General features: G+C 73.2%; 18 protein-coding genes. 9 read left to right on the forward strand and 9 right to left on the reverse strand.

Annotated features, from left to right (window positions below):
- Positions 1-22: 22 nt before the first annotated feature.
- From ACIQOW_RS07455 to ACIQOW_RS07465, 3 genes are all read right to left on the reverse strand, one after another.
- On the reverse strand, positions 23-1,684 hold the full coding sequence (locus ACIQOW_RS07455) for a long-chain fatty acid--CoA ligase (RefSeq protein WP_401080690.1): 1,662 nt from the start codon (positions 1,682-1,684) through the stop codon (positions 23-25).
- Between the two features lie 244 nt (positions 1,685-1,928).
- Positions 1,929-3,185 (reverse strand): hypothetical protein, encoded by a 1,257-nt coding sequence (locus ACIQOW_RS07460; RefSeq protein WP_401080693.1) that lies wholly within the window; start codon positions 3,183-3,185, stop codon positions 1,929-1,931.
- Positions 3,186-3,230: 45 nt separating this feature from the next.
- Positions 3,231-4,151, reverse strand: coding sequence for a glycoside hydrolase domain-containing protein (locus ACIQOW_RS07465; RefSeq protein ID WP_401080696.1), 921 nt, complete (start codon positions 4,149-4,151; stop codon positions 3,231-3,233).
- Positions 4,152-4,303: 152 nt separating this feature from the next.
- Between ACIQOW_RS07465 and ACIQOW_RS07470 the strand changes: the two genes are divergently transcribed.
- The gene (locus ACIQOW_RS07470; RefSeq protein ID WP_401080698.1) at positions 4,304-5,371 is read left to right on the forward strand and encodes an EamA family transporter; all 1,068 of its coding nucleotides are present in this window, start codon (positions 4,304-4,306) and stop codon (positions 5,369-5,371) included.
- A gap of 99 nt (positions 5,372-5,470) precedes the next feature.
- On the opposite strand, the gene ACIQOW_RS07475 is transcribed toward ACIQOW_RS07470, so the two are convergent.
- The 5 genes from ACIQOW_RS07475 to ACIQOW_RS07495 form a co-directional block, all read right to left on the reverse strand.
- Positions 5,471-6,271 carry a pyridoxal 5'-phosphate synthase gene (locus tag ACIQOW_RS07475; protein WP_401080701.1) on the reverse strand — a complete coding sequence of 267 codons (801 nt, stop codon included), beginning with the start codon at positions 6,269-6,271 and terminating at the stop codon, positions 5,471-5,473.
- Between the two features lie 586 nt (positions 6,272-6,857).
- Positions 6,858-7,211, reverse strand: a complete 354-nt coding sequence (locus ACIQOW_RS07480; RefSeq protein ID WP_401080704.1) for a hypothetical protein — start codon at positions 7,209-7,211, stop codon at positions 6,858-6,860.
- A gap of 458 nt (positions 7,212-7,669) precedes the next feature.
- Complete coding sequence (locus tag ACIQOW_RS07485; RefSeq protein ID WP_401080707.1) at positions 7,670-9,034, reverse strand: FAD-binding oxidoreductase; 1,365 nt, start codon at positions 9,032-9,034, stop codon at positions 7,670-7,672.
- A gap of 118 nt (positions 9,035-9,152) precedes the next feature.
- A complete protein-coding gene (locus tag ACIQOW_RS07490; RefSeq protein ID WP_401080710.1) occupies positions 9,153-9,467 on the reverse strand; it encodes a hypothetical protein in 315 nt (104 codons plus the stop codon).
- Positions 9,468-9,727: 260 nt separating this feature from the next.
- On the reverse strand, positions 9,728-10,555 hold the full coding sequence (locus tag ACIQOW_RS07495; protein ID WP_401080713.1) for a MerR family transcriptional regulator: 828 nt from the start codon (positions 10,553-10,555) through the stop codon (positions 9,728-9,730).
- A gap of 415 nt (positions 10,556-10,970) precedes the next feature.
- Here ACIQOW_RS07495 and ACIQOW_RS07500 point away from each other — a divergent pair, with 415 nt between their 5' ends.
- Complete coding sequence (locus ACIQOW_RS07500) at positions 10,971-12,572, forward strand: helix-turn-helix domain-containing protein (protein ID WP_401080716.1); 1,602 nt, start codon at positions 10,971-10,973, stop codon at positions 12,570-12,572.
- Positions 12,573-12,583: 11 nt separating this feature from the next.
- A complete protein-coding gene (locus tag ACIQOW_RS07505) occupies positions 12,584-13,516 on the forward strand; it encodes an NAD-dependent epimerase/dehydratase family protein (RefSeq protein WP_401080719.1) in 933 nt (310 codons plus the stop codon).
- A gap of 7 nt (positions 13,517-13,523) precedes the next feature.
- Here the strand turns inward: ACIQOW_RS07505 and ACIQOW_RS07510 are convergent, their stop codons facing one another.
- Entirely contained in the window at positions 13,524-13,946 is a 423-nt protein-coding gene (locus ACIQOW_RS07510) for a GntR family transcriptional regulator (protein ID WP_401080722.1), read from the reverse strand.
- A 1,030-nt stretch (positions 13,947-14,976) separates the two neighbouring features.
- On the opposite strand from ACIQOW_RS07510, the gene ACIQOW_RS07515 reads away from it, so the two are divergent.
- The 6 genes from ACIQOW_RS07515 to ACIQOW_RS07540 all read left to right on the forward strand — a co-directional run bounded on the left by ACIQOW_RS07515 (position 14,977) and on the right by ACIQOW_RS07540 (position 17,990).
- Positions 14,977-15,243 carry a hypothetical protein gene (locus tag ACIQOW_RS07515; protein WP_401080725.1) on the forward strand — a complete coding sequence of 89 codons (267 nt, stop codon included), beginning with the start codon at positions 14,977-14,979 and terminating at the stop codon, positions 15,241-15,243.
- The gene (locus tag ACIQOW_RS07520; protein ID WP_401080728.1) at positions 15,243-15,644 is read left to right on the forward strand and encodes a WhiB family transcriptional regulator; all 402 of its coding nucleotides are present in this window, start codon (positions 15,243-15,245) and stop codon (positions 15,642-15,644) included. Before ACIQOW_RS07515 ends, ACIQOW_RS07520 begins: the two co-directional genes overlap by 1 nt.
- Before the next feature lie 73 nt (positions 15,645-15,717).
- Positions 15,718-16,716 (forward strand): DUF2637 domain-containing protein, encoded by a 999-nt coding sequence (locus ACIQOW_RS07525; RefSeq protein ID WP_401080731.1) that lies wholly within the window; start codon positions 15,718-15,720, stop codon positions 16,714-16,716.
- Complete coding sequence (locus tag ACIQOW_RS07530) at positions 16,713-17,078, forward strand: hypothetical protein (protein ID WP_401080734.1); 366 nt, start codon at positions 16,713-16,715, stop codon at positions 17,076-17,078. Before ACIQOW_RS07525 ends, ACIQOW_RS07530 begins: the two co-directional genes overlap by 4 nt.
- Positions 17,079-17,149: 71 nt before the next feature.
- A complete protein-coding gene (locus tag ACIQOW_RS07535; RefSeq protein ID WP_401080737.1) occupies positions 17,150-17,461 on the forward strand; it encodes an RRQRL motif-containing zinc-binding protein in 312 nt (103 codons plus the stop codon).
- Positions 17,462-17,504: 43 nt separating this feature from the next.
- Positions 17,505-17,990, forward strand: coding sequence for a hypothetical protein (locus ACIQOW_RS07540; protein ID WP_401080740.1), 486 nt, complete (start codon positions 17,505-17,507; stop codon positions 17,988-17,990).
- Positions 17,991-18,063 lie beyond the last annotated feature (73 nt).

An 18,063-nucleotide genomic window follows, 5' to 3' on the forward strand; every position in this document is an offset into this window, starting at 1 on the left:
GGGCGGCCGGCCCTTCTCGTGGTCACTCCTTGCCGAGCACCGTGACGTCCAGCTCCTGCGCCGCGTAACCGGCCCGGATCACCTTCTTGTCGAACTTGCCGACCGAGGTCTTCGGCACCGACTCCACGATCGACCAGCGCTCCGGCAGCTGCCAGGAGGCGACCCGCTCGCCCAGGAAGGCCCGCAGCTCCCGCAGCCCGACGGTCGCGCCGGGGCGCAGCACCACGGTGGCCAGCGGGCGCTCGCCCCACTTCTCGTCCGGGACGGCGACCACGGCGGCCTCGGCCACGTCGGGGTGGGCCATCAGGGCGTTCTCCAGTTCCACGGACGAGATCCACTCGCCGCCGGACTTGATGACGTCCTTGGCCCGGTCGGTGAGGGTCAGGTAGCCGTCCGCGGTGATGGTGCCGACGTCGCCGGTGCGCAGCCAGCCGTCCTCGGAGAACTTGTCGTCCGGGCGGACCGGGTCCTGGCCGACGCCGCCGTAGTACGCCCCGGCGATCCACGGGCCGCGCACCTCCAGCTCGCCCGCCGAGGCGCCGTCGTGCGGCATCCGCTCGCCGCCCGGGCCGATCAGCCGGGCCTCGACGGAGGCCGGGAAGACGCCCTGGGTGATCCGGTACGGCCACTCCTGCTCGGGGGTGAGGCCGCCCGGCGGCTGGGCGAAGCAGCCGAGCGGGGAGGTCTCGGTCATGCCCCAGGCGTGCAGCACCCGGATGCCGTGGCGCTCGTCGTAGGCCTTCATCAGGGAGGGCGGGCAGGCGCTGCCGCCGATGACGACCATCCGCAGGCTGGAGGTGTCGTAGTCGCCCGCGTCGAGTTCGTCCAGCAGGCCGGCCCAGATGGTGGGGACGGCGGCGCTGACGGTCGGACGGACGGCGGCGATCATCTCGGCCATCGGCTTGGGCTGGAGGAAACGATCCGGCATGAGCAGGTTGGCGCCGGACATGAAGGCCGCGTGCGGGATGCCCCAGGCCTGGACGTGGAACATCGGGACGACCGGCAGCGCGGTGTCCCGCGGGGTGAAGGCGAAGTTGTCGCCGGTGTTGACCTGGAGGCAGTGCAGGTAGACCGAGCGGTGGCTGTAGAGCACGCCCTTCGGGTCCCCGGTGGTGCCGGAGGTGTAGCAGAGCACGGCGGCCCGCCGCTCGTCGATGTCGTGCTGCCACGGGTACTCGGTGGGCCGGCCGGCGATCAGTTCCTCGTAGTCGTGCACCTCGCCCGCGAAGCCGGCCAGCACCGAACGGTCGCCGGGGCCGCTCACCACGATGTGCCTGAGGGTCGGCGCGAGGTCCGGCAGCACGGCGGCGAGCAGCGGCAGGACGGTGCCGTTGACGATGATCACGCGGTCGGCGGCGTGGTTGACGATGAACGACAGCTGCCCGGCGGGCAGTCGCAGGTTCAGCGTGTGCAGGACCGATCCCGTCGAGGGGACGGCGAGGTACGCCTCCAGGTGCTCGGCGTTGTTCCACATCAACGTCGCGATGACACTCTCGTCGGTGCACCCGAGCTCGTCGCGCAGCGCCCAGGCGAGCTGCGCGGCGCGGGCGCCCACCTCGGCGTAGGTCCGGACGACCGGTCCGGTGCCGTCCCAGGTGGTCACGGTCGAGCGGCCGTGGATCGTGGACCCGTGCTCCAGGATTCGGGCGACGGTGAGCGGAACGTCCTGCATCGTGCTGAACACGGGTCCTCCTTGACCTGGCGGCACTGGCGGCAGCGACTGCGGGCACCTACCGGGCGGTAATGCGCGCGGACCTGCCCGATTCTGCCGTCCCCCGCTCCCCGCTGTCAGTATCCCGGCCCCGTTGCACGGATCACGGATTCGTCCCGGTTCCGTGATCCGCTTCGGGGAGGACGGTGGGCCGGGGCAGGCCCGACGACCGCCGTGGCCCGGAGCCGGGGCGGTCAGGGGCGGTCAGGGGCGGCCGTCAGGGGCGGTCGAGGCGGTGGAGGCGGAGGGAGTTGGCGGGGTCGGGGGTGTAGGCGGGGTCGAGGGACCAGCCCTGTTCGGCGGCGAGGCGCAGGGCCTGGTGGGCGCCGGCGCCGCGGTAGGTGGCGCGCTTGAGGTGGATGCGGCTCACCGGGCCGCCGTCGGGGGTGCGGGTGGCGGCGCGGATGCGGTCGGTGTCGCGCTTGAGGATGCGGCGGATGTGACGGTCCCAGGCGGCGGGGCTGCCGGTGAACTCGGCGCGGAAGGCGCGCGGGCCGACGGTCCAGCGGGCGCCCCAGCGGTCCCAGTAGTCGGGCTCGGGACGGTTCACCCAGCAGGTGAGCAGGCCGTACACCGGGACGTAGACGATCTGGAGCAGGAAGACGAAGGGCAGCAGCGGCGCGAAGCGGACCGGCTGCGGGCCCCACGGGGTGCCGGGGGCGGCGGGCGGGTCCTGCGGGGCGGGAACGTCCAGGCCGGCCGGGGCGGGGAAGTGGCGGGCGAGCCGGACGTGCCCGGCGTCGGTCCCGGACGCCACGCCGTGCCAGCCGTACCGCTCGGCGAGCCGGACGACGCCGTCCGCGCCGAGGCCCCGGTAGAGCCGCAGCGCGAGCCCGGCCGTCACCACCCGGCCGAGGTCGGCCTGCACCTCGCCGTCGCCGGCCGCGTACGCCGCCTCGGCGGCGGCGATCCGGCGGGCCAGGACGGGGGTGGCGTAGCGCTCCCAGTCCTCCGGGCGGCCGGTGAGTTCGGCCCGCAGGCGGCGCGGCGGGATGAAGCCGCGGTTGACCTTCAGCCAGCCGTCGGAGCTGGGGCCTCCCCCGTTGTAGTCCGCGAGGATCAGGACGACGAAGAGGAGCACCAGGGCGAGGACCCAGAGCGGGGCGTAGATCCACTGGAGGAGGAACTGGAGCAGCACGGCCAGGCGGTTGCGGCGCGGGGCCGGGCCGGGGAAGCCGCCGGGGCGGCCGGCTCCGGGGTGCGGCGGGGCGCCGAACTGTGCCGCGGCGTACGGCTGTCGGGCGGCGGGGTGGGCCTGCTGCGGCGGGACGGGCTGCGGCTGCCGGGGCGGGTACGGCTGCGGCGGGTACGGCTGCTGCTGGGGATGTGGGTGCTGCTGGGGGTACGGCTGCGGCGGCGGTACCGGCTGCGCGTAGGGGTTCGGCCCGTACGGCGCCTGTCCGTACGGGTTCTGCCGCGGCGCCGCGCCGTACCCGCCCGCGCCGCCGTACCCCTGCCCCTGGCCGTTCGCCATGCCGCTTCCCCCGTGCTCGATCGGGGGTCACCCTACCTGCGGGTCTCAGTCGGCGGTCGGGCCGTCCACGTGGTTGTGGTCGACGGTGAGGGCGGCGCCGCCGAAGCTCTCCTCGACGTTGCCGTGGTACTGGTGGACGCGCTGGTGGAAGCTCCAGAGGTCGGGGGCGAGGCCTCCGGAGCCGTCGGTGTCGGCCTTGCCGTCCCAGCGGGCGTACCAGAGCGCGTCGGGCATCGGCGAGCCGCCGGCCCGGGCGGCGGCCGCGAGGTCCGCGATGCCGGAGTCGAGGCTGGAGTAGAAGCCCGAGCGGTAGCCGGCGGCGTGCAGGCCCGCGGTCCAGCCGAGGGTGAAGTCGACCACGGCCTGACCGCAGAGCGGGTCGCGCAGCGGGTAGGCCTCGATGTCCAGGTAGACCGGGCTGCCCTTGGCGAACCCGAGCGAGCGCAGCGCCCCGGCGGCCTCGCCCGCCTCCTCCCGGCCCTGCTCGACGGCCTTCGCCGGGTCGATCCGCCCGGGCTTGTGGCTCGGGTCGGCGCACGGCGCCTGACGTCCGACGTGCACCGGCAGGAACCGCCAGCCCATCGACCGCGCCCGGCGCACCCACTCCGCGGTGAGCAGGGGCTGGGCGCAGCCGCGCTGGGAGCCGCTGGTGTAGATGCCGACCGCCCCGTACGGGGAGGCGCCGCGCCAGGCCCGCAGGGTGTCGAGCGGCGGGGCGGTGCAGGCGTCGAAGGCGGGACCGCCCCAGCTGCCGCGGGCCCTGGGCGGGCCGGCGCGGTCAGGAAGCGAGACGGCCCGGATGCGGGGAGCGGCGACGGCGGCCGGAACGGCGGCTTCGGCGCGCACGACCGTTCCGTCGTCGGCCAGCGGGAGCACGAGGGCGGCGGCGAGGAGGGAGGCGAGGAGGGAGGCGAGGCGGGAGGCGAGGCGGGAGGCGAGGCGGGAGGCGAGGCGGAGATGGCGCACCCCGCCTTGATACTGACGGTCCGTCGGACGATCCCGGCAACCACGCCGCAGCGCCCGTGCGAGTCCACCCTTTCGGACGCACCCGTCCGTATCCGTCCCGATATTTGTAACGAGCTTGCCGGTTCATCACTCCTTACGGCAAACTCACAAATATGCCCACCTCCCATACCAGCGAAACCCCCGCCGCCTCGTCGTCGGCCGCCGCCGTCGCCGAGGCCCTTGCCATGCCGCCCGCCCCCAAGGGCGAGCCTGCCGGCGAGCGGGGAGGCTGGCGACGAGGTGGGGCGTCCGGCTCCGCGGCGCCACCCGAAGTCCACCCCGGTCGGTCCACCGGCCGGTTCGGCAAGGTCCTGCGGCGCCCGGAGAGGATCCCGGCGCCGCTTCTCTGTCTGACGGCGATGTTCCTGGTGCAGACCGGCATCGCGCTGTCCAAGCCGTTGTTCGGCCCGCTCGGGGTCAGCGGCACGACCTTCCTGCGGCTCGGCTTCGCCGCCGTCATCCTGCTCGCCGTCACCCGGCCGAAGCTGCGCGACAAGCGCCCGCGCGACCTCGCCGCGGCCGCTCTGCTCGGCGTCGCCTCGGCCGGAATGACCTTCCTGTTCGCCGCGGCGATCGACCGGCTGCCGATGGGCACCGCCGCGACCATCGAGTTCCTCGGCCCGCTCGCGGTCGCCCTGGTCTTCGCCCGGCGCGCCAGCCACCTGCTCTGGGCGCTGCTCGCGGCCGCGGGCGTGGTCCTGCTGACCCTGCTCGGCGAGGGCGAGGGCGGCGGGTCGCTCGACCCGGTCGGGCTGCTGTACGCCTTCGGGGCGGCCGCCTGCTACGCCGCGTACATCCTGTTCACCGACAAGGTCGGCGCGGCCTTCCAGGGGTTCCAGGGCCTGGCGGTGTCGATGACGGTCGGCGCGCTGGCGCTGGCACCGTTCGGACTCGGCCAGGCCTGGCACGGGCTGACCGCGCCCGACGCCTCGCCCCTGGCGCTGCTCGCCGCGGTGGCCGGGGTGTCGCTGCTGCTGCCGGTGATCCCGTACGCGCTGGAGATGACCGCGCTGCGACGGATGCCGCAGCGGGTGTTCAGCGTGCTGGTCAGCCTGGAGCCGGCGGTCAGCGCGCTGGTCGGGCTGGTGGTGCTGGGCCAGCTGCTGGGCGCGCCGCAGCTGGCCGGGATCGGCTGCGTGGTGGCGGCCAGCGTGGGCGCCACGCTGACCGGGCGGCGGTGACGGGGCTACGGCCTCGGGGCGCCGCGATGCCGCGGCGCCGTGACGCTGCGGCTCACGGTGCTGCGGCTCACGGCGTTGCGGCAGTGCGGCGCTGCGGCCTCACGGCCAGAGCAGGGTGCGCGACCACTCCGGGGAGCTGACCGGGCCGGTACGGGTGTAGCGCAGCCGGACGTGCCGGCGCTCGGCGTCGCCCTGCCAGAACTCCACCTCGTGCGCCCAGAGGGTGTAGACCGCGTGCCCGGGCGCGACCGCGTCCGGGTGCGTCTCCAGCCGGCGGCGGGCGACCGCCACCGCCTCGTCGTACTCGGCGAGCGAACCCAGCGACTCGCTCTGCCGCCCGACCAGCGCGCCGACCCGGGCGGCGGGCGAGCGGGTGGCGAACTCGGCGGCGGCGACCAGGTCGGCGGCCCGCTCGACGGTGCCGCGCACCCGCACCTGGCGGCCGAGCTGCGGCCAGTAGACGGTCAGCGCGGCGGCCGGGTGGTCGGCGAGCTGACGGCCCTTGGGGCTGTCGGCGGCGGCGGAGAAGTTCCAGCCGGTGCCGGCCGGGTCGATGTCGCGCAGGACCAGCACCCGGGCGTCCGGCATGCCGTCGGCGTCGACGGTGGAGAGGGTGAAGGCCTGCGGGTCCAGCACGCCGGCGTGCAGCGCGGTGGCGAGCCAGTCCACGAACAGCGGGCCGGGCTCGGCGGGGGCGGCCTCGTGGTCGAAGGACGGCAGCGGGCGGGCCATCGGCGGACGGCCGAGCAGCAGCTCGGGGACGGACCTGGACTCGGGCCGGTGCTCGCGGACCGGATCGGCCGACTGCTCCGGACGCGCCTCCGGTGCCGGCACCGCCCCTGACTCGGGTGCGGGCCCGGCCTCGCCCGGGCCGTTCAGGCCCTCCTCCTCCGCCGCCATCGCGCGCCCTTCCCTCCGGTTGCCGCGGTCGCCGCCCCGGCCGGGCCGGTCCTTCCGGGCCCGGGCACGTGGGTGCGCTGTCGGAGCGCAACCGTACCGTCGTGCACCGACGGCTCCGGGCGCGGGCCCTCGGTGGACGGATCCGGGCCGGTCGGCGGGGTGATCCCGGGCGGGCGGCGGGAATCCGGGCGGGGGCGGACGCATCGGGCAGCGGACGCAGTGGCCGCCGGGGGCGTCGGGCACCGTGGGCATCGGGCAGCGGACGCACTCGTGGGCGGTGCCGATGGCGGCACCGCCCACGAGGCCGGTTTCGCGGTGACCCTTTCCGCTGACCGGTCGATGCGCTGTTCCCTCTGTCGTGATGCGTCGGTCCTCGGTGTCCGTTCCGGCCGTTCCGGTCTGCTCCGGGCCCGCCGCGGGTGCTCAAGCCCACCCGTGGCCGCCCACGTCCGGCGCCCCCGCCTTCCGTGGTGCCCGGTGCCGTGATCCGGCTGCTCGGCCTGTCGGTCTGTCGATGTGTCGGCCTGTCAGTTGATCAGTCGGTCGATCAGTCAATGCGGTTGGTCGGTGCGGTCGGTCGGTGCGGTCAGTTGAAGGTCGGGGCGACGACGACGTTGACGTTCTTGCTGTCCTGGCCGGCCTGGACGTTGCCCGTGTTGTCCTTCACCGCGAGGGTGTTGTCCTGGTTCGAGGCACCGGCGCCGGTGGCGGTCTGCTGGGTGGAGACGTAGTTGCCGTCCACCCCGCCGAACACGTTGCCGGTACCGGTGTTGGAAGCCACACCGGCGTTGGACCCGGACCCGGACCCGGACCCGGATCCGGACTCGGCGCCCGCGCCGTCGTCGGCGACGGCAGCACCGGCACCGATCAGCAGCAGACCGGCCGCGAGCGGGCCGGCGAGCAGGAGCCCGGCCCCCCTGCGGGTGTGGATGCGAGCCATGAAATTCCTCCAAGAAGCTGTTCATCGCGCAATGGTCGATCAAGGTGCGCAAGGTTCGCCGGCCAGACGAACACCTGCGGGCTGCGACGCCGGAAGACAGACTTCCGCAACAAATCGACAAAGCGCTAGCTCACACAGCGGATTTCGCCCGTTCGCGTGATATCCACCCGGGCTGCGCATAACGTCAGGAAAAGCGGACAGCCCGCCGATACACCCCGATCGAGCTGGGAATTCTCCCGAACCGCCGCCGATCGCGGCGCCCCGGAGAGCAGCGCGACAGCCCCGCACGAACCGCCGAGCGCACCACCCCAGCGCATGCGAACCGCGAACGCGCCCCTGAAAAGTTCGATCACCCTCCCGTGTCGACTTTTCCCGCCATTCGCCGACCGGCCGAACGACACCCCGGCCCCACAACGGCGGACAGGCACAGGAGGTACATGGAGAGGCTCTAGAGAAAATCAGATCATCTTTCCGGGATTCATGATCCCCAGCGGATCGAAGACCGCCTTCAGCTGCCGTTGCAGGTCCAGCGCCACCGGGCCCAGTTCACGGGCCAGCCAGTCCCGCTTCAGCAGCCCCACCCCGTGTTCCCCGGTGATCGTGCCGCCCAGCTCCAGCCCCAGCGCCATGATCTCGTCGAAGGACCGCTGGGCGCGGGCGGTCTGCTCCGCGTCCGAGGCGTCGAAGATGACGATCGGATGGGTGTTGCCGTCCCCGGCGTGACTGACCACCCCGATGGTCAGCCCGTGCCGCCCGGCGATCACCGCGACGCCGTTCAGCATCTCCGCCAGCCGGGAACGCGGCACCGCCACATCGTCGATCATCGTGGTGCCCAGCCGATCCAGGGCCGGCAGCGCCAGCCGCCGGGCGGCCAGCAGCAGGTCGGACTCCGCCTGGTCCTCGGCCGGCACCACCTCGGTCGCCCCGGCCTCCCGGCACAGCTGCGCGACCCGCGCCAGCTCGGCCTCCCGGTCCGGACCGTCGAAGGCCACCAGCAGCAGCGCCTGGGTGGACTCCGGCAGTCCCATTCGCCCCAGTTCGTTGACGGCCCGCACGGAGACCGCGTCCATCAGCTCCATCAGCGACGGGGTCAGACCGCGCGCCATCACCTCGCAGACCGCCGCCCCGGCCGCGTCCGCGCTCGGGAACTCCGCGGCCAGCGCCAGCTGCGGGGCCGGCGCGGGCCGCAGCGCCAGAACCGCCCGGACGACCACACCGAGCGTGCCCTCCGAGCCGACGAACAGCCTGGTCAGGTCGTACCCGGCCACCCCCTTCGCGGTCCGGCGGCCGGTGGAGAGCAACCGCCCGTCCGCCAGCACCACGTCCAGGCCGAGCACGTACTCGCTGGTGACGCCGTACTTCACGCAGCAGAGCCCGCCCGCGCCGGTGCCGATGTTGCCGCCGATCGTGCAGGACTCCCAGCTGGACGGGTCCGGCGGATACGTAAGACCCAACTCCAGTGCAGCACTGGAGAGTTCGGCGTTCACCACGCCGGGCTCGACGACCGCGATCCGGTTCACCGGGTCGATCTCCAGGATCCGGTTCAGCTTCACCAGCGACAGCACGACGCAGCCGTCCACCGCGTTCGCCGCGCCCGACAGCCCGGTCCTGGCACCCTGCGGCACCACGGGGACGCGCAGCCCGGTCGCGGTGCGCATCACGTGCTGCACCTGCTCGACCGTCTCCGGGAACACCACCACGGCGGGCTGCCCGGCCGCGCAGAAGCCCGCCATGTCGTGGCGGTACGCGGCGGTCACGTCCGGATCCACCACGACGGCCCCCTCCGGGAGGCCCTGCGCCAGTCGGTCCGTCAGATCACTCATCGCCGCCTCCACTCACCACCCGACCGCCCCCACCTCCGCACTCTGCCCGCCGACCGGTGCCCGGGCAAGTGGGCCACGGCGCGGGGCACGGAGGGGAGGGCCGGCGGCGCGGGCCGGCTCAGGCCCGGCGGAGGGCCGGGGTGGCCAGGGCGGTGAAACCGGCACCGGCGGTGGCGAGGGCGCAGAGGAGGGTGGGCAGGGTGGCGCCGGCCGCGTCCGCGAGCAGACCCAGCAGGGCGTTCGAGAGCACCAGGGCCGCGCTCTGCACGAGCGTCAACAGGGCCTGGACGCGCGACAGATGGGACGGCCGCGCACCGGTCTGCACCAGCGGTCCGAGGTGGCCGGCGAAGAGCCCCGAGCCGAGGCCCGTCACCGTGCTGCCGACCACCGCCGCCGCCGGCCACCCGGCCGTCGCCAGCAGCGCGATCCCCACCGACGCCGTACCGAGCCCGGCCGCCGCCCCCCGATGCCGGCCCGGGGCAGCCCGCCCCGCCAGGCGACCAGGCCGGCCACCGTCAGCACCCCGGCCGCCTGCCCGCCGCTCACCAGCCCCGCCGTGCCCGCCGTCCAGCCGTGCGCCCGGAGCAGGTACGTCCGGGGCAGCGCGGCCCGCGACGACGGACCGGAACCGGCGGTGGCAGTGGTCATGCCGGGCGACGCTAGGGCCCTCGACCGGGTCGAGGGCAAGCCCGGCTACCGGAGGACCACCGGCTCCTGGAGCTCGGTGACCCACCCCGCCTGGTCCTCCGGGCACTCCAGGTACAACTCCCTGGCGTAGCCGGCCGAGCGGTAGCCGTTCTCCTCGATGAAGCGGGCCAGCGCCTGGCCGGTGCCCAGCACCTCGTCCATCGGGCCGCGGTGCACGATCGTCGCGGCCCGATCGATCGGCGGCAGGTCGAGCACCTCGAAGCCGTGCGCGCCCGGCCGCACCGACGCCCCGACCGGGACGGCCGCCAGGACCAGCACCGTGCCGTCGCCCTCCGGCGCGTCCCGGTAGCAGGCGACGGACGGTCCGGCCGCCTCCACCCCGGCCTCGTCCAGCCGCCGGCACAGCTCGGCGAACAGCGGCCCGATCACCGGCCCGATGTCCCCCGGCTCGTAACTCGCGGCCACACCGGTCAGTTGGGCCACCCGGACGGACGGCACCGGCTTCACCACGACATCGTGCGCGGACATGGTCCCCTCGCTCTCGATCGTCCGGAGCCTCGCCTCCACCCGGGCCAGCCGCAGCTCGTCGGCCGCGATCGCCTCGGCGAGCTGGGCCCGCCGCAGCCGCAGCATCCCGCGCAGCTCGGCCGCGTCCACCCGCTCGTCCAGGACGGCCCGCACCTGCTGCAGGGTGAAGCCGAGCTCCTTGAGCGCGATCACCCGGTTGAGCCGGGCCAGTTGGGAAGCCTCGTAGAAGCGGTACCCGCTGACCGGGTCCACCCGGGCCGGCCGGAGCAGCCCGATCGCGTCGTAGTGGCGCAGCATCCGCACCGACACCCGGCCGTGGCTGGCGAAGTCTCCGATGTTCAACATGATGCGACCACTCCACCCCCTGCCACCGTGTCAGGGTCAACCCCCGCCCCGGAACCACCGAGGGCGGGTGCCGAGTGGTCTCGGCACCCGCCCTGAGCAGGTGGTTCTCCTACCGGCGGAGAGCGTGGGATTCGAACCCACGGTACGGGGTCACCGCACGACAGTTTTCAAGAACAATTCCGTCGTGCCGTCCGCACTGGCCCTGACCAGGGGCAACACCGTATCAACGCCCCCATCGCCGCGCCATGGCCCACAACTGGCCCAAGATCGGCATCGACCGTCGGGCCGCCAGCCATAAAGCGCCAAGAGGGCGCGTGCCTGCGCCGCAGGTGCAGTTGAATGTCTCCGACGCGCGGCGCCGTCTTGCAGGCGGCCCACCCCGTGATCGGCCGATCCCTGAAGGGGTAGATGCCTCATGACCATCGCAGCCAAGACGCCCGCCGTCTGCACCCGATGCGGCGCCCGGCTGAGCCGCAGCAACACCGACACCGTGTGCAGCCCGTGCCGCCGGGCGATCGGACTCGCTGGCCCGGTCGCTCCGGTTGCCGCGACGGCCGGGCCGGTCAGCTGGCTCTCCGCCTCGGCCGAGCGCACTGCGCCGCCGGACGGGTCCAACCTCGGCGACGTCTTGAAGGCCTACCGAGCTCTGCACAAGCTGAAGCAGCAGGACCTCGCCGACCTGCTCGGCTACGACCAGTCGTACGTCTCGCTGCTGGAGCGCGGGAAGCGGGTGATCAAGGACATGGACGAGCTCCGGCGGTTGGCCCAGGTGCTGGGGCTGCCCGAGGACGAGCTAGGCCTGCTGCCGGCCGCCGAGGCGGCCGTCGTCTCGGTTCCCGGCGACGAGAGCGGCCCGCAAATCGCCGTCGAGGAACAGCGCCGTTGGCGGATGACTCGCCGGGACCTGAACCGGCACCGGAGCCAGCTCACCAAGGCTGCTGCCCGGCTGTACCCCGACGTGGACCGGGCAGGAAACAGCCCGGTGCTCACGACGACCGGGTGGATGTGGCCGAGCCCCCTGGACTTCGGCGACATCGACCTCACGTGGCTGACGCAGACAGTTCCGCCGGAGGTCGTTGGCGCCGAAACCGAGTCCGAGGGCGTCCGGCCCTTGGCAGCGAACGGCGGGCGGTTCGCCCGGTACTCGCAGGCCATTCGCATGGTCGACCGGCCGTCGCTGTTCGTGAACCGGCCGAGCTTCCGGCTCCTCGACGTCGCCCAGGTCGACAGCCGGCCCAAGCTGTCGTTCGGCTACACGACCTACTTCGACATGGCGGATGTCTGCGAGGGCGTGGCCCACGAGCTGGCGGGCGCGTGGCTGGCGACGGGCAGCGACCCCGCATGGATCGGGGAGCCGAACTGGGACGCGCTCCCCTTCCGCGCGCTGGTCGGTGACCCGTTCGACCTCGCTCGTCGTCCGCTACTGCCGTCCATCGACACCCTGACCATCCGGCTGGCTCCGGACGGCACGGCGTCGTTCCCGCTGCACCACCGGGCGGCGAGCAACGTGGCGCTGGCTGGCGGGACGTACCACATCATGCCCGCCGGGGTGTTTCAGCCGTCCTCGGTGATGCCGTGGGACCAGTCGAACGACTTCGACCTCTGGCGCAACGTGCTCCGCGAGTACGCGGAGGAGTTCCTGGGCGACCCCGAGGCCGACGGCAGCAGCGGCGAGCCCATCGACTACGACGGGGTCGAGCCGTTCCGCGCGCTCAACGAGGCCCGACGCGCGGGCAAGGTCCGGCCGTACTGCTTCGGGATCGGCCTGGACCCGCTCACGCTGGCGGGCGAGATCCTCAGCGTCGTGGTCATCGACGCCGACGTCTACGACACGGTGTTCTCCGGCATGGTCTCCCGCAACACCGAGGGCAGCGTCATCGCTGGCACGGGCAATGCTGGCGGGATCGACTTCACCGAGGCCAACATCCGCCACCTGCTGGAGAATGAACCGCTCGCGTCTGCCGCCGCCGCGTGCCTCGACCTGGCGTGGCAGCATCGCGGACTGATCCTGAACTGAGGAGGAAATCCGTGCGCGTACTCGTGACGGGCGCCTTCGGCTTCGTCGGCAACGCCGTTGTCCGACGACTCGCCGAGGCGGGCCACGAGGTGGTCGCCCTGACCCATCGACCCCCGGGCGCCCCGCTCCCCGAGCTGCCGGTGGCCGAGGTGATCCACGGCGACATCCGCGACGAGCAGGCCGTCGCGTCGGCCGTGCGCGGCGTGCACGCCGTCTGCCACCTGGCCGCGCTCACGCGGGTGCGCGAGTCCTTCGAGATGCCCGACGAGTACCACGACGTCAACGTCAACGGCACTGCGGTACTGCTGGCCGCGCTGCCCGGACGAGCTGCCACGCAGAGCCCTGTAGTCGTGCTCGGTTCGACGGCTGCGATCTACGGCGCCCCTGAGCGGCAGCCCATCGGCGAGGACGTCGTACCTGCTCCGAGCAACCCGTACGGCGCTTCGAAGCTCGCCGCAGATGAGCTGCTCAAGCGTGCGGGGGAGCGCGGCACCATCCAGGCGGTGAGCTTGCGGTGCTTCAACATCGCAGGCTCAGTGGGCGGGGTGGGGGACGCCGACGAGTCCCGGATCATCCCGAAGGCGCTCGCTGTGGCGGCCGGCCGCTACCCGCACTTGGAGATGAACGGCGACGGGAGTGCCGTCCGGGACTTCGTCCACGTGGATGACCTGGCCCGCGCGTACGTCTTGGCGTTGCACGCCGGAGACTTCGCGCACCGGGCCTACAACGTGGGCGCGACTCCGACGAGCATGCGCGAGATTGTCGAGGCGGTGGAGCAGGTCACCGGACGGCCCGTGCCGGTGGTTCACCGTCCTCCGCAGCCGGAACCGCCTCGGCTGGTCGCCGACCTCACCCGGATCACGACCGAGTTCGGGTGGAAGCCCGAGCGGTCCGGCCTCCAGGACCTGATCCGAGACGGGTGGGCGGCGACCAGCCGAGGCTAGCTCTGCCCTACTCCGCCAAGCGGCTCTTCACGCTGTCGGGAAGCGCATCGACCGCGTCCCGCCAGCGCTGGAGAGCCGCTTCGGCATCTGCGGTCTCGCGCCCGACGCGGGCCAACTCACGAAGGGCCCGTTCGATCGCCTGTCCGGCCTGCAGAGCCGGCACGGCCCAGTCGGCGGCCCCTCGGGAATGCTCGGCAAGGCGCGGCGGGAACTGGACAAACACTCCCTTCCCTTGATGTCCGACCACGTAGCCCTCGGCGCGAAGCAGCGAGACGGAAGCCTTCACGACGGTGCTCGACACACCGTGGTCGTCCATCAGCTTCCGCGTTGACGACAGTGCGGAGCCTGCGGCCAGCTTGCCGCTGCGGATCTGTTCCCGCAGGTCATCGGCTAGCTGTAGATAGGCCGGCTCGCCTTGGAACTCGGTCACCAGTGATCCTCCAGTCGACGTCTCGCACTTAGTGCACCAGTGTGCCGCAGGCTCGCTGCGGCGAAGCACTTGCCAACTTGGCGCACTAAGTGCACCATGTTCATTGTGAGGGCAACGCCTCGGCGGAAAGCCTCATATGACAGGCCGTCATTGGTCTGGCGCTGTGCGCCGGAGCAGGCTTGCCGCAGCAGAACGGGGCCGCGATCAAGCGGGCCCGCTGCAAACACCATCAGCTCTTGAGGCCCTTCTTTGGGCTGCCCTGAGCTGGGCAAATGCGACCGACGGTTGTCGGGGGAAGGCGGCTTCGCCGCGCGCCCTACGGACTGCTCGGCATCGCGGTTCTTTGAGAACTGAACAGTGATCGTGCGGGACCGACGCGAGGGCGGCGGTCGCGGTAGGCGCCTAGGTTGAGGAACCGGGGGAGAGCCGCCGCGATGGACGACGCCCTCCCCCTACGCAGTGGCATGCCACCCCTTCGGGGGTGTGGGGCCGAACGGGACGCTGACCAGGCCGATTTGTACGGCTGGATGGCGAAACCGGGAGTACAGCGGAGTCCCAAAGCACGTGGCGGGATGAGACAGACCGCCCCCGAGGCGACCGGGTGATGTCGCCGGCGGCAGCGAGCCACGCAGCACACCCCGATCCGGGGAGTGCGCCGCCCTGCTGGTGCCGAGCAGAGAGAGGCACCGGACCAGGCCCGAGAGACCTGAAGCCCGTAGGACGGGCACCCCCAATCCACAGCCCCACCTGGGGCTTTGACCTGAGGAGGACGCGCCCATGGGCATGCCCCAGAGCTGTACCCGGCCCCGCCGCTGACCAGCGGGCGGGGCTCACCGATCCCGGTCGCGTTACCAGCGATCACGGTCCCCGGCGCGCGCCGGCCGCCCACGTGGCGGCGGGCCTGCGTCGGGTTCCGCGGCCGCTCGTGAACGACGAGAAGCCGAGCCCGCATGAGGCGGGCCGCCGCGCTCCGGCCAAGGAACGCGCGGCGGCCCTGCGGGCTCACCCCCTGAATCGACGAGGTGAACCCATGAAGCTCATTGTTGCAGGCCAGGAGGCCGCGACGCCCGAAGAGTTCGCGGAACTCGCGTTCGGGACCGGCGCCGACTTCGGCTTCGGTGTCGACGTCGAGCTGTTCGACGGCAGCGCCGACGACTCCGACGAGGACCGGATCGTCCGGCTCGACGTCGCCCGGGCGGTCCTGCGGGACCTGGACGGTCCGGCGGCTGGCTTCGCGTCCGCGTTGATGCGTACGGCCGAGCGCCGCCGGGTGCTGACCTGGAAGGCGGCCGCCTGATGATTCGCTGCCTGCACCTCACCGGCACCCGCGCCCCGCACCGGCCCGGCCGCCCGCTGGCCGCCCGGCTCGCTGAGTACCGGCCCAACCCGGACGGCACCCTGCCCGGCGCCGCCTGCGCCAGCGCGGACCCGGACCTGTTCTACCCGGAGCCCGACGAGGACATCGAGGACACCGAGGCCATCGAGGTTGCTCGTGCGGCGGCCGAATGGTCCGAGCGCCGGGCCAAGATGATCTGCGCCGGGTGCCCGGTGCGCACGATGTGCCTGGAGCTGGCCCTGGAGCGGCGCGAACGACACGGCATCGCGGGCGGGATGACCGCCGACGAGCGGTGGAGCGTCAGCCAGCGCCGCCGCCGCGCCGCCTCCCGTGAGCGGCGTGCCGCTGGGGGTGCTCACTGATGACCGCCCCGATGCTCACCGCGCTCACGACGCGCTCACCGCACGCCTGGCGGTGGTCGCGGTGAGGGTTCCGATGGGCCAGGAACAGATCCGCTCGGCCGAGCGCGCGCTGAACGTGGGCACGTGGGCGATCACGCTCGGCGCGGTCCTCTACAGCGTGCTCACGGTGACCCCACTCATGTCCCACCACAGCCCGAAGGGCTGGGAGTGGACGGCCCCGATCCTGCCGCTGGTCGTGGACGCGGCGGTGGTGATCGTGGTCCGCCTGGACAGCACGCTCGCCCGCCTCAACGGCGACGGCGGCCGATGGCCGGCCGTGCTGCGCTGGATGACCGGCGCCATGACGGTGCTGCTCAACGTGGGTCAATCCGCCCTGGACCACGACAAGGTCGGGGTGGCGGTCCACTCGGTGGCGCCACTGCTGCTGATCGTCACGGCGGAGGCCTCGCTCGCCTACCGGCGGGCCATCACCGCCGCGCTGGCCGCCCGTGAGACCCGTGAGCGCGATGAGCGGGCCGAGCGCGAGCGCCGCGCCGAGCAGCGCCGCCAGCAGGAACGCGAGGAGCGGTTGGCCGAGTTCGACCGGGCCGACCGGGCCGAGCGTGAGCGCCGTGAGCACGACGAGCGGATGGCCGCCCAGCAGCGTGAGCACGAGCTGCGGATGGCTGATGACGAACGCGCCGATCGGGCCCGCCGTACGGATGCCGAGCGCGCCGAACGACAGCGCCGTGAGCGCGAGGTGAGCGAGCGTGAGCGCGAGGTGAGCGAGCGTGAGCGCGAGCGTGAGCAGAGCGCCGAGCAGGACGCCGAGCGACTGCGGCAGGAACTCCTCTCCGCGCCCGCGACGGCCGAGCGACTGCCCGAGGACGAGGCCCGGCTGATCGTTCAGACCGCCGTGGCGCTCGGTATCCCGCAGCGCCGGGCGGCGGAGCTGACCGGCTGGTCGACCGGATGGGTCGCCGCCCGCTACCGGGAGTTCGGCACGGCCGGCACGGAGCGGCCCGCCCTGCACGCCGTCCCGACCGACACCGAAGAGACCACCACCCCGCACACCGAGGAGCAGGCATCGTGACCACCGGCACCGACAACCGCGGCATCGCCGGCACCCAGTTCAACGCGGCCGGAGCGCTGATGTCCCTCCTCACCGCCCACGCCACCCTGCCCACCCCGGCGATCCGGCTGGAGGAGCTGAAGGTGCCCGGCACGCACGACTTCGCGTGGGGGCTGAACATCGCCCTGCACCACGGCCTCGACCACTTCGAGCAGTGGCGCCAGGCCCTCGGAATCGACCCGGCCACCATCAACCACGACACCACCAAGTCCAGCACCACCAAGTCCGGGACGCTCGGCTGGCTCGAAGCGACCACCACCTACGCCAGCGTGCCGCTGCGACTGACCGGCTACCACGACTCCCGCGCCACCATCGGCGAGTAGTCGTGGCCCGGCTCCGGTTCTGGGACCCGGAGGGCAACCGGTCCGGGGGCATCCCCACCTACCCGTGGAGGATGGCCCCGGACGGCCTGCTCACCCGCCGACAGCTTCGCGCCCGCGGCCTGCGCCCCAACGGACAGGACGTCGCCGCGCAGCTCATGTGGCGCTCCCGCCGCTCGAAGTCGGGCGTGCGGGTCGCCTACCTCTACCGCCTCACCCTCGCCGCGCCCGTCCGCCCCATGACCGAGGGACGACGCCGGGCGCTGGCCGCCGCGAACACCGCCCGCCGCACCTGCCCCGCATGCGGCAGGGACGCGGGCTACGTGCTCCCCGCGCACCTGGGCACCTGCCTGCCCTGCGCCGACGGCATGGACCTCGCGGCCTGAAATCCCCCAACTTCGCTCCACCCCAGCCACCTTGGAGTGCTCCATGACCAGCGTCCGCGCTGCCCGCTTCGCCGCCGCCTACGCCCTGCTCCGCGCCGCCGCCGACGTCGCGGACCACTGGATCCAGACCGACCACCAGGCCCGTATCAAGGGCGCCACCGACCGGCCCCCGGTGGTCGACACGGACGAGACCGGATGGGTTACCGCCGTCCACCGCGCAGCCGATGGTCGTCTCGCCTGCGCCGCGCACGTCGCCTCCTACACCGCCACGCAGGCCGCCGCCCTGCTCGCCGGGTCCCGCCTGCTCGGCGTCCGTCTGCGGCCCGGCCCCGTCGCCGCCGCCCTCGCGCTCAGCGCCGTCACCCACTACGTCGCCGACCGGCGCGAGCCCCTGCGCCGCCTCGCGGACGCCACCGGCAAGAGCAACTTCGTGAGGCTGACCGACCACGGCATGAACGGCGCCTACGCCCTCGACCAGGCCTGGCACCACGCCTTCGAGACCGTCGCCGCCATCGTCGCCTCCGCCTGACCGGCTGACGATTGCCCGTCCTCGCCCGGCCCTTCGGGGTCGTGCGGGGGTGGGGAGTCGGGACAGTCCCGGC

It is taken from the genome of Kitasatospora sp. NPDC091335 (genome assembly GCF_044757205.1).
Taxonomy (GTDB): Bacteria; Actinomycetota; Actinomycetes; order Streptomycetales; family Streptomycetaceae; genus Kitasatospora.

Coding starts and splice junctions, on each gene's coding strand:
- ACIQOW_RS07460 (WP_401080693.1), bottom strand. CDS start 3,185: ATGGCGAACGGCCAGGGGCAGGGGTACGGCGGCGCGGGCGGGTACGGC.
- ACIQOW_RS07470 (WP_401080698.1), top strand. CDS start 4,304: ATGCCCACCTCCCATACCAGCGAAACCCCCGCCGCCTCGTCGTCGGCC.
- ACIQOW_RS07475 (WP_401080701.1), bottom strand. CDS start 6,271: ATGGCGGCGGAGGAGGAGGGCCTGAACGGCCCGGGCGAGGCCGGGCCC.
- ACIQOW_RS07480 (WP_401080704.1), bottom strand. CDS start 7,211: ATGGCTCGCATCCACACCCGCAGGGGGGCCGGGCTCCTGCTCGCCGGC.
- ACIQOW_RS07485 (WP_401080707.1), bottom strand. CDS start 9,034: ATGAGTGATCTGACGGACCGACTGGCGCAGGGCCTCCCGGAGGGGGCC.
- ACIQOW_RS07495 (WP_401080713.1), bottom strand. CDS start 10,555: ATGTTGAACATCGGAGACTTCGCCAGCCACGGCCGGGTGTCGGTGCGG.
- ACIQOW_RS07500 (WP_401080716.1), top strand. CDS start 10,971: ATGACCATCGCAGCCAAGACGCCCGCCGTCTGCACCCGATGCGGCGCC.
- ACIQOW_RS07515 (WP_401080725.1), top strand. CDS start 14,977: ATGAAGCTCATTGTTGCAGGCCAGGAGGCCGCGACGCCCGAAGAGTTC.
- ACIQOW_RS07520 (WP_401080728.1), top strand. CDS start 15,243: ATGATTCGCTGCCTGCACCTCACCGGCACCCGCGCCCCGCACCGGCCC.
- ACIQOW_RS07525 (WP_401080731.1), top strand. CDS start 15,718: ATGGGCCAGGAACAGATCCGCTCGGCCGAGCGCGCGCTGAACGTGGGC.
- ACIQOW_RS07535 (WP_401080737.1), top strand. CDS start 17,150: ATGGCCCCGGACGGCCTGCTCACCCGCCGACAGCTTCGCGCCCGCGGC.
- ACIQOW_RS07540 (WP_401080740.1), top strand. CDS start 17,505: ATGACCAGCGTCCGCGCTGCCCGCTTCGCCGCCGCCTACGCCCTGCTC.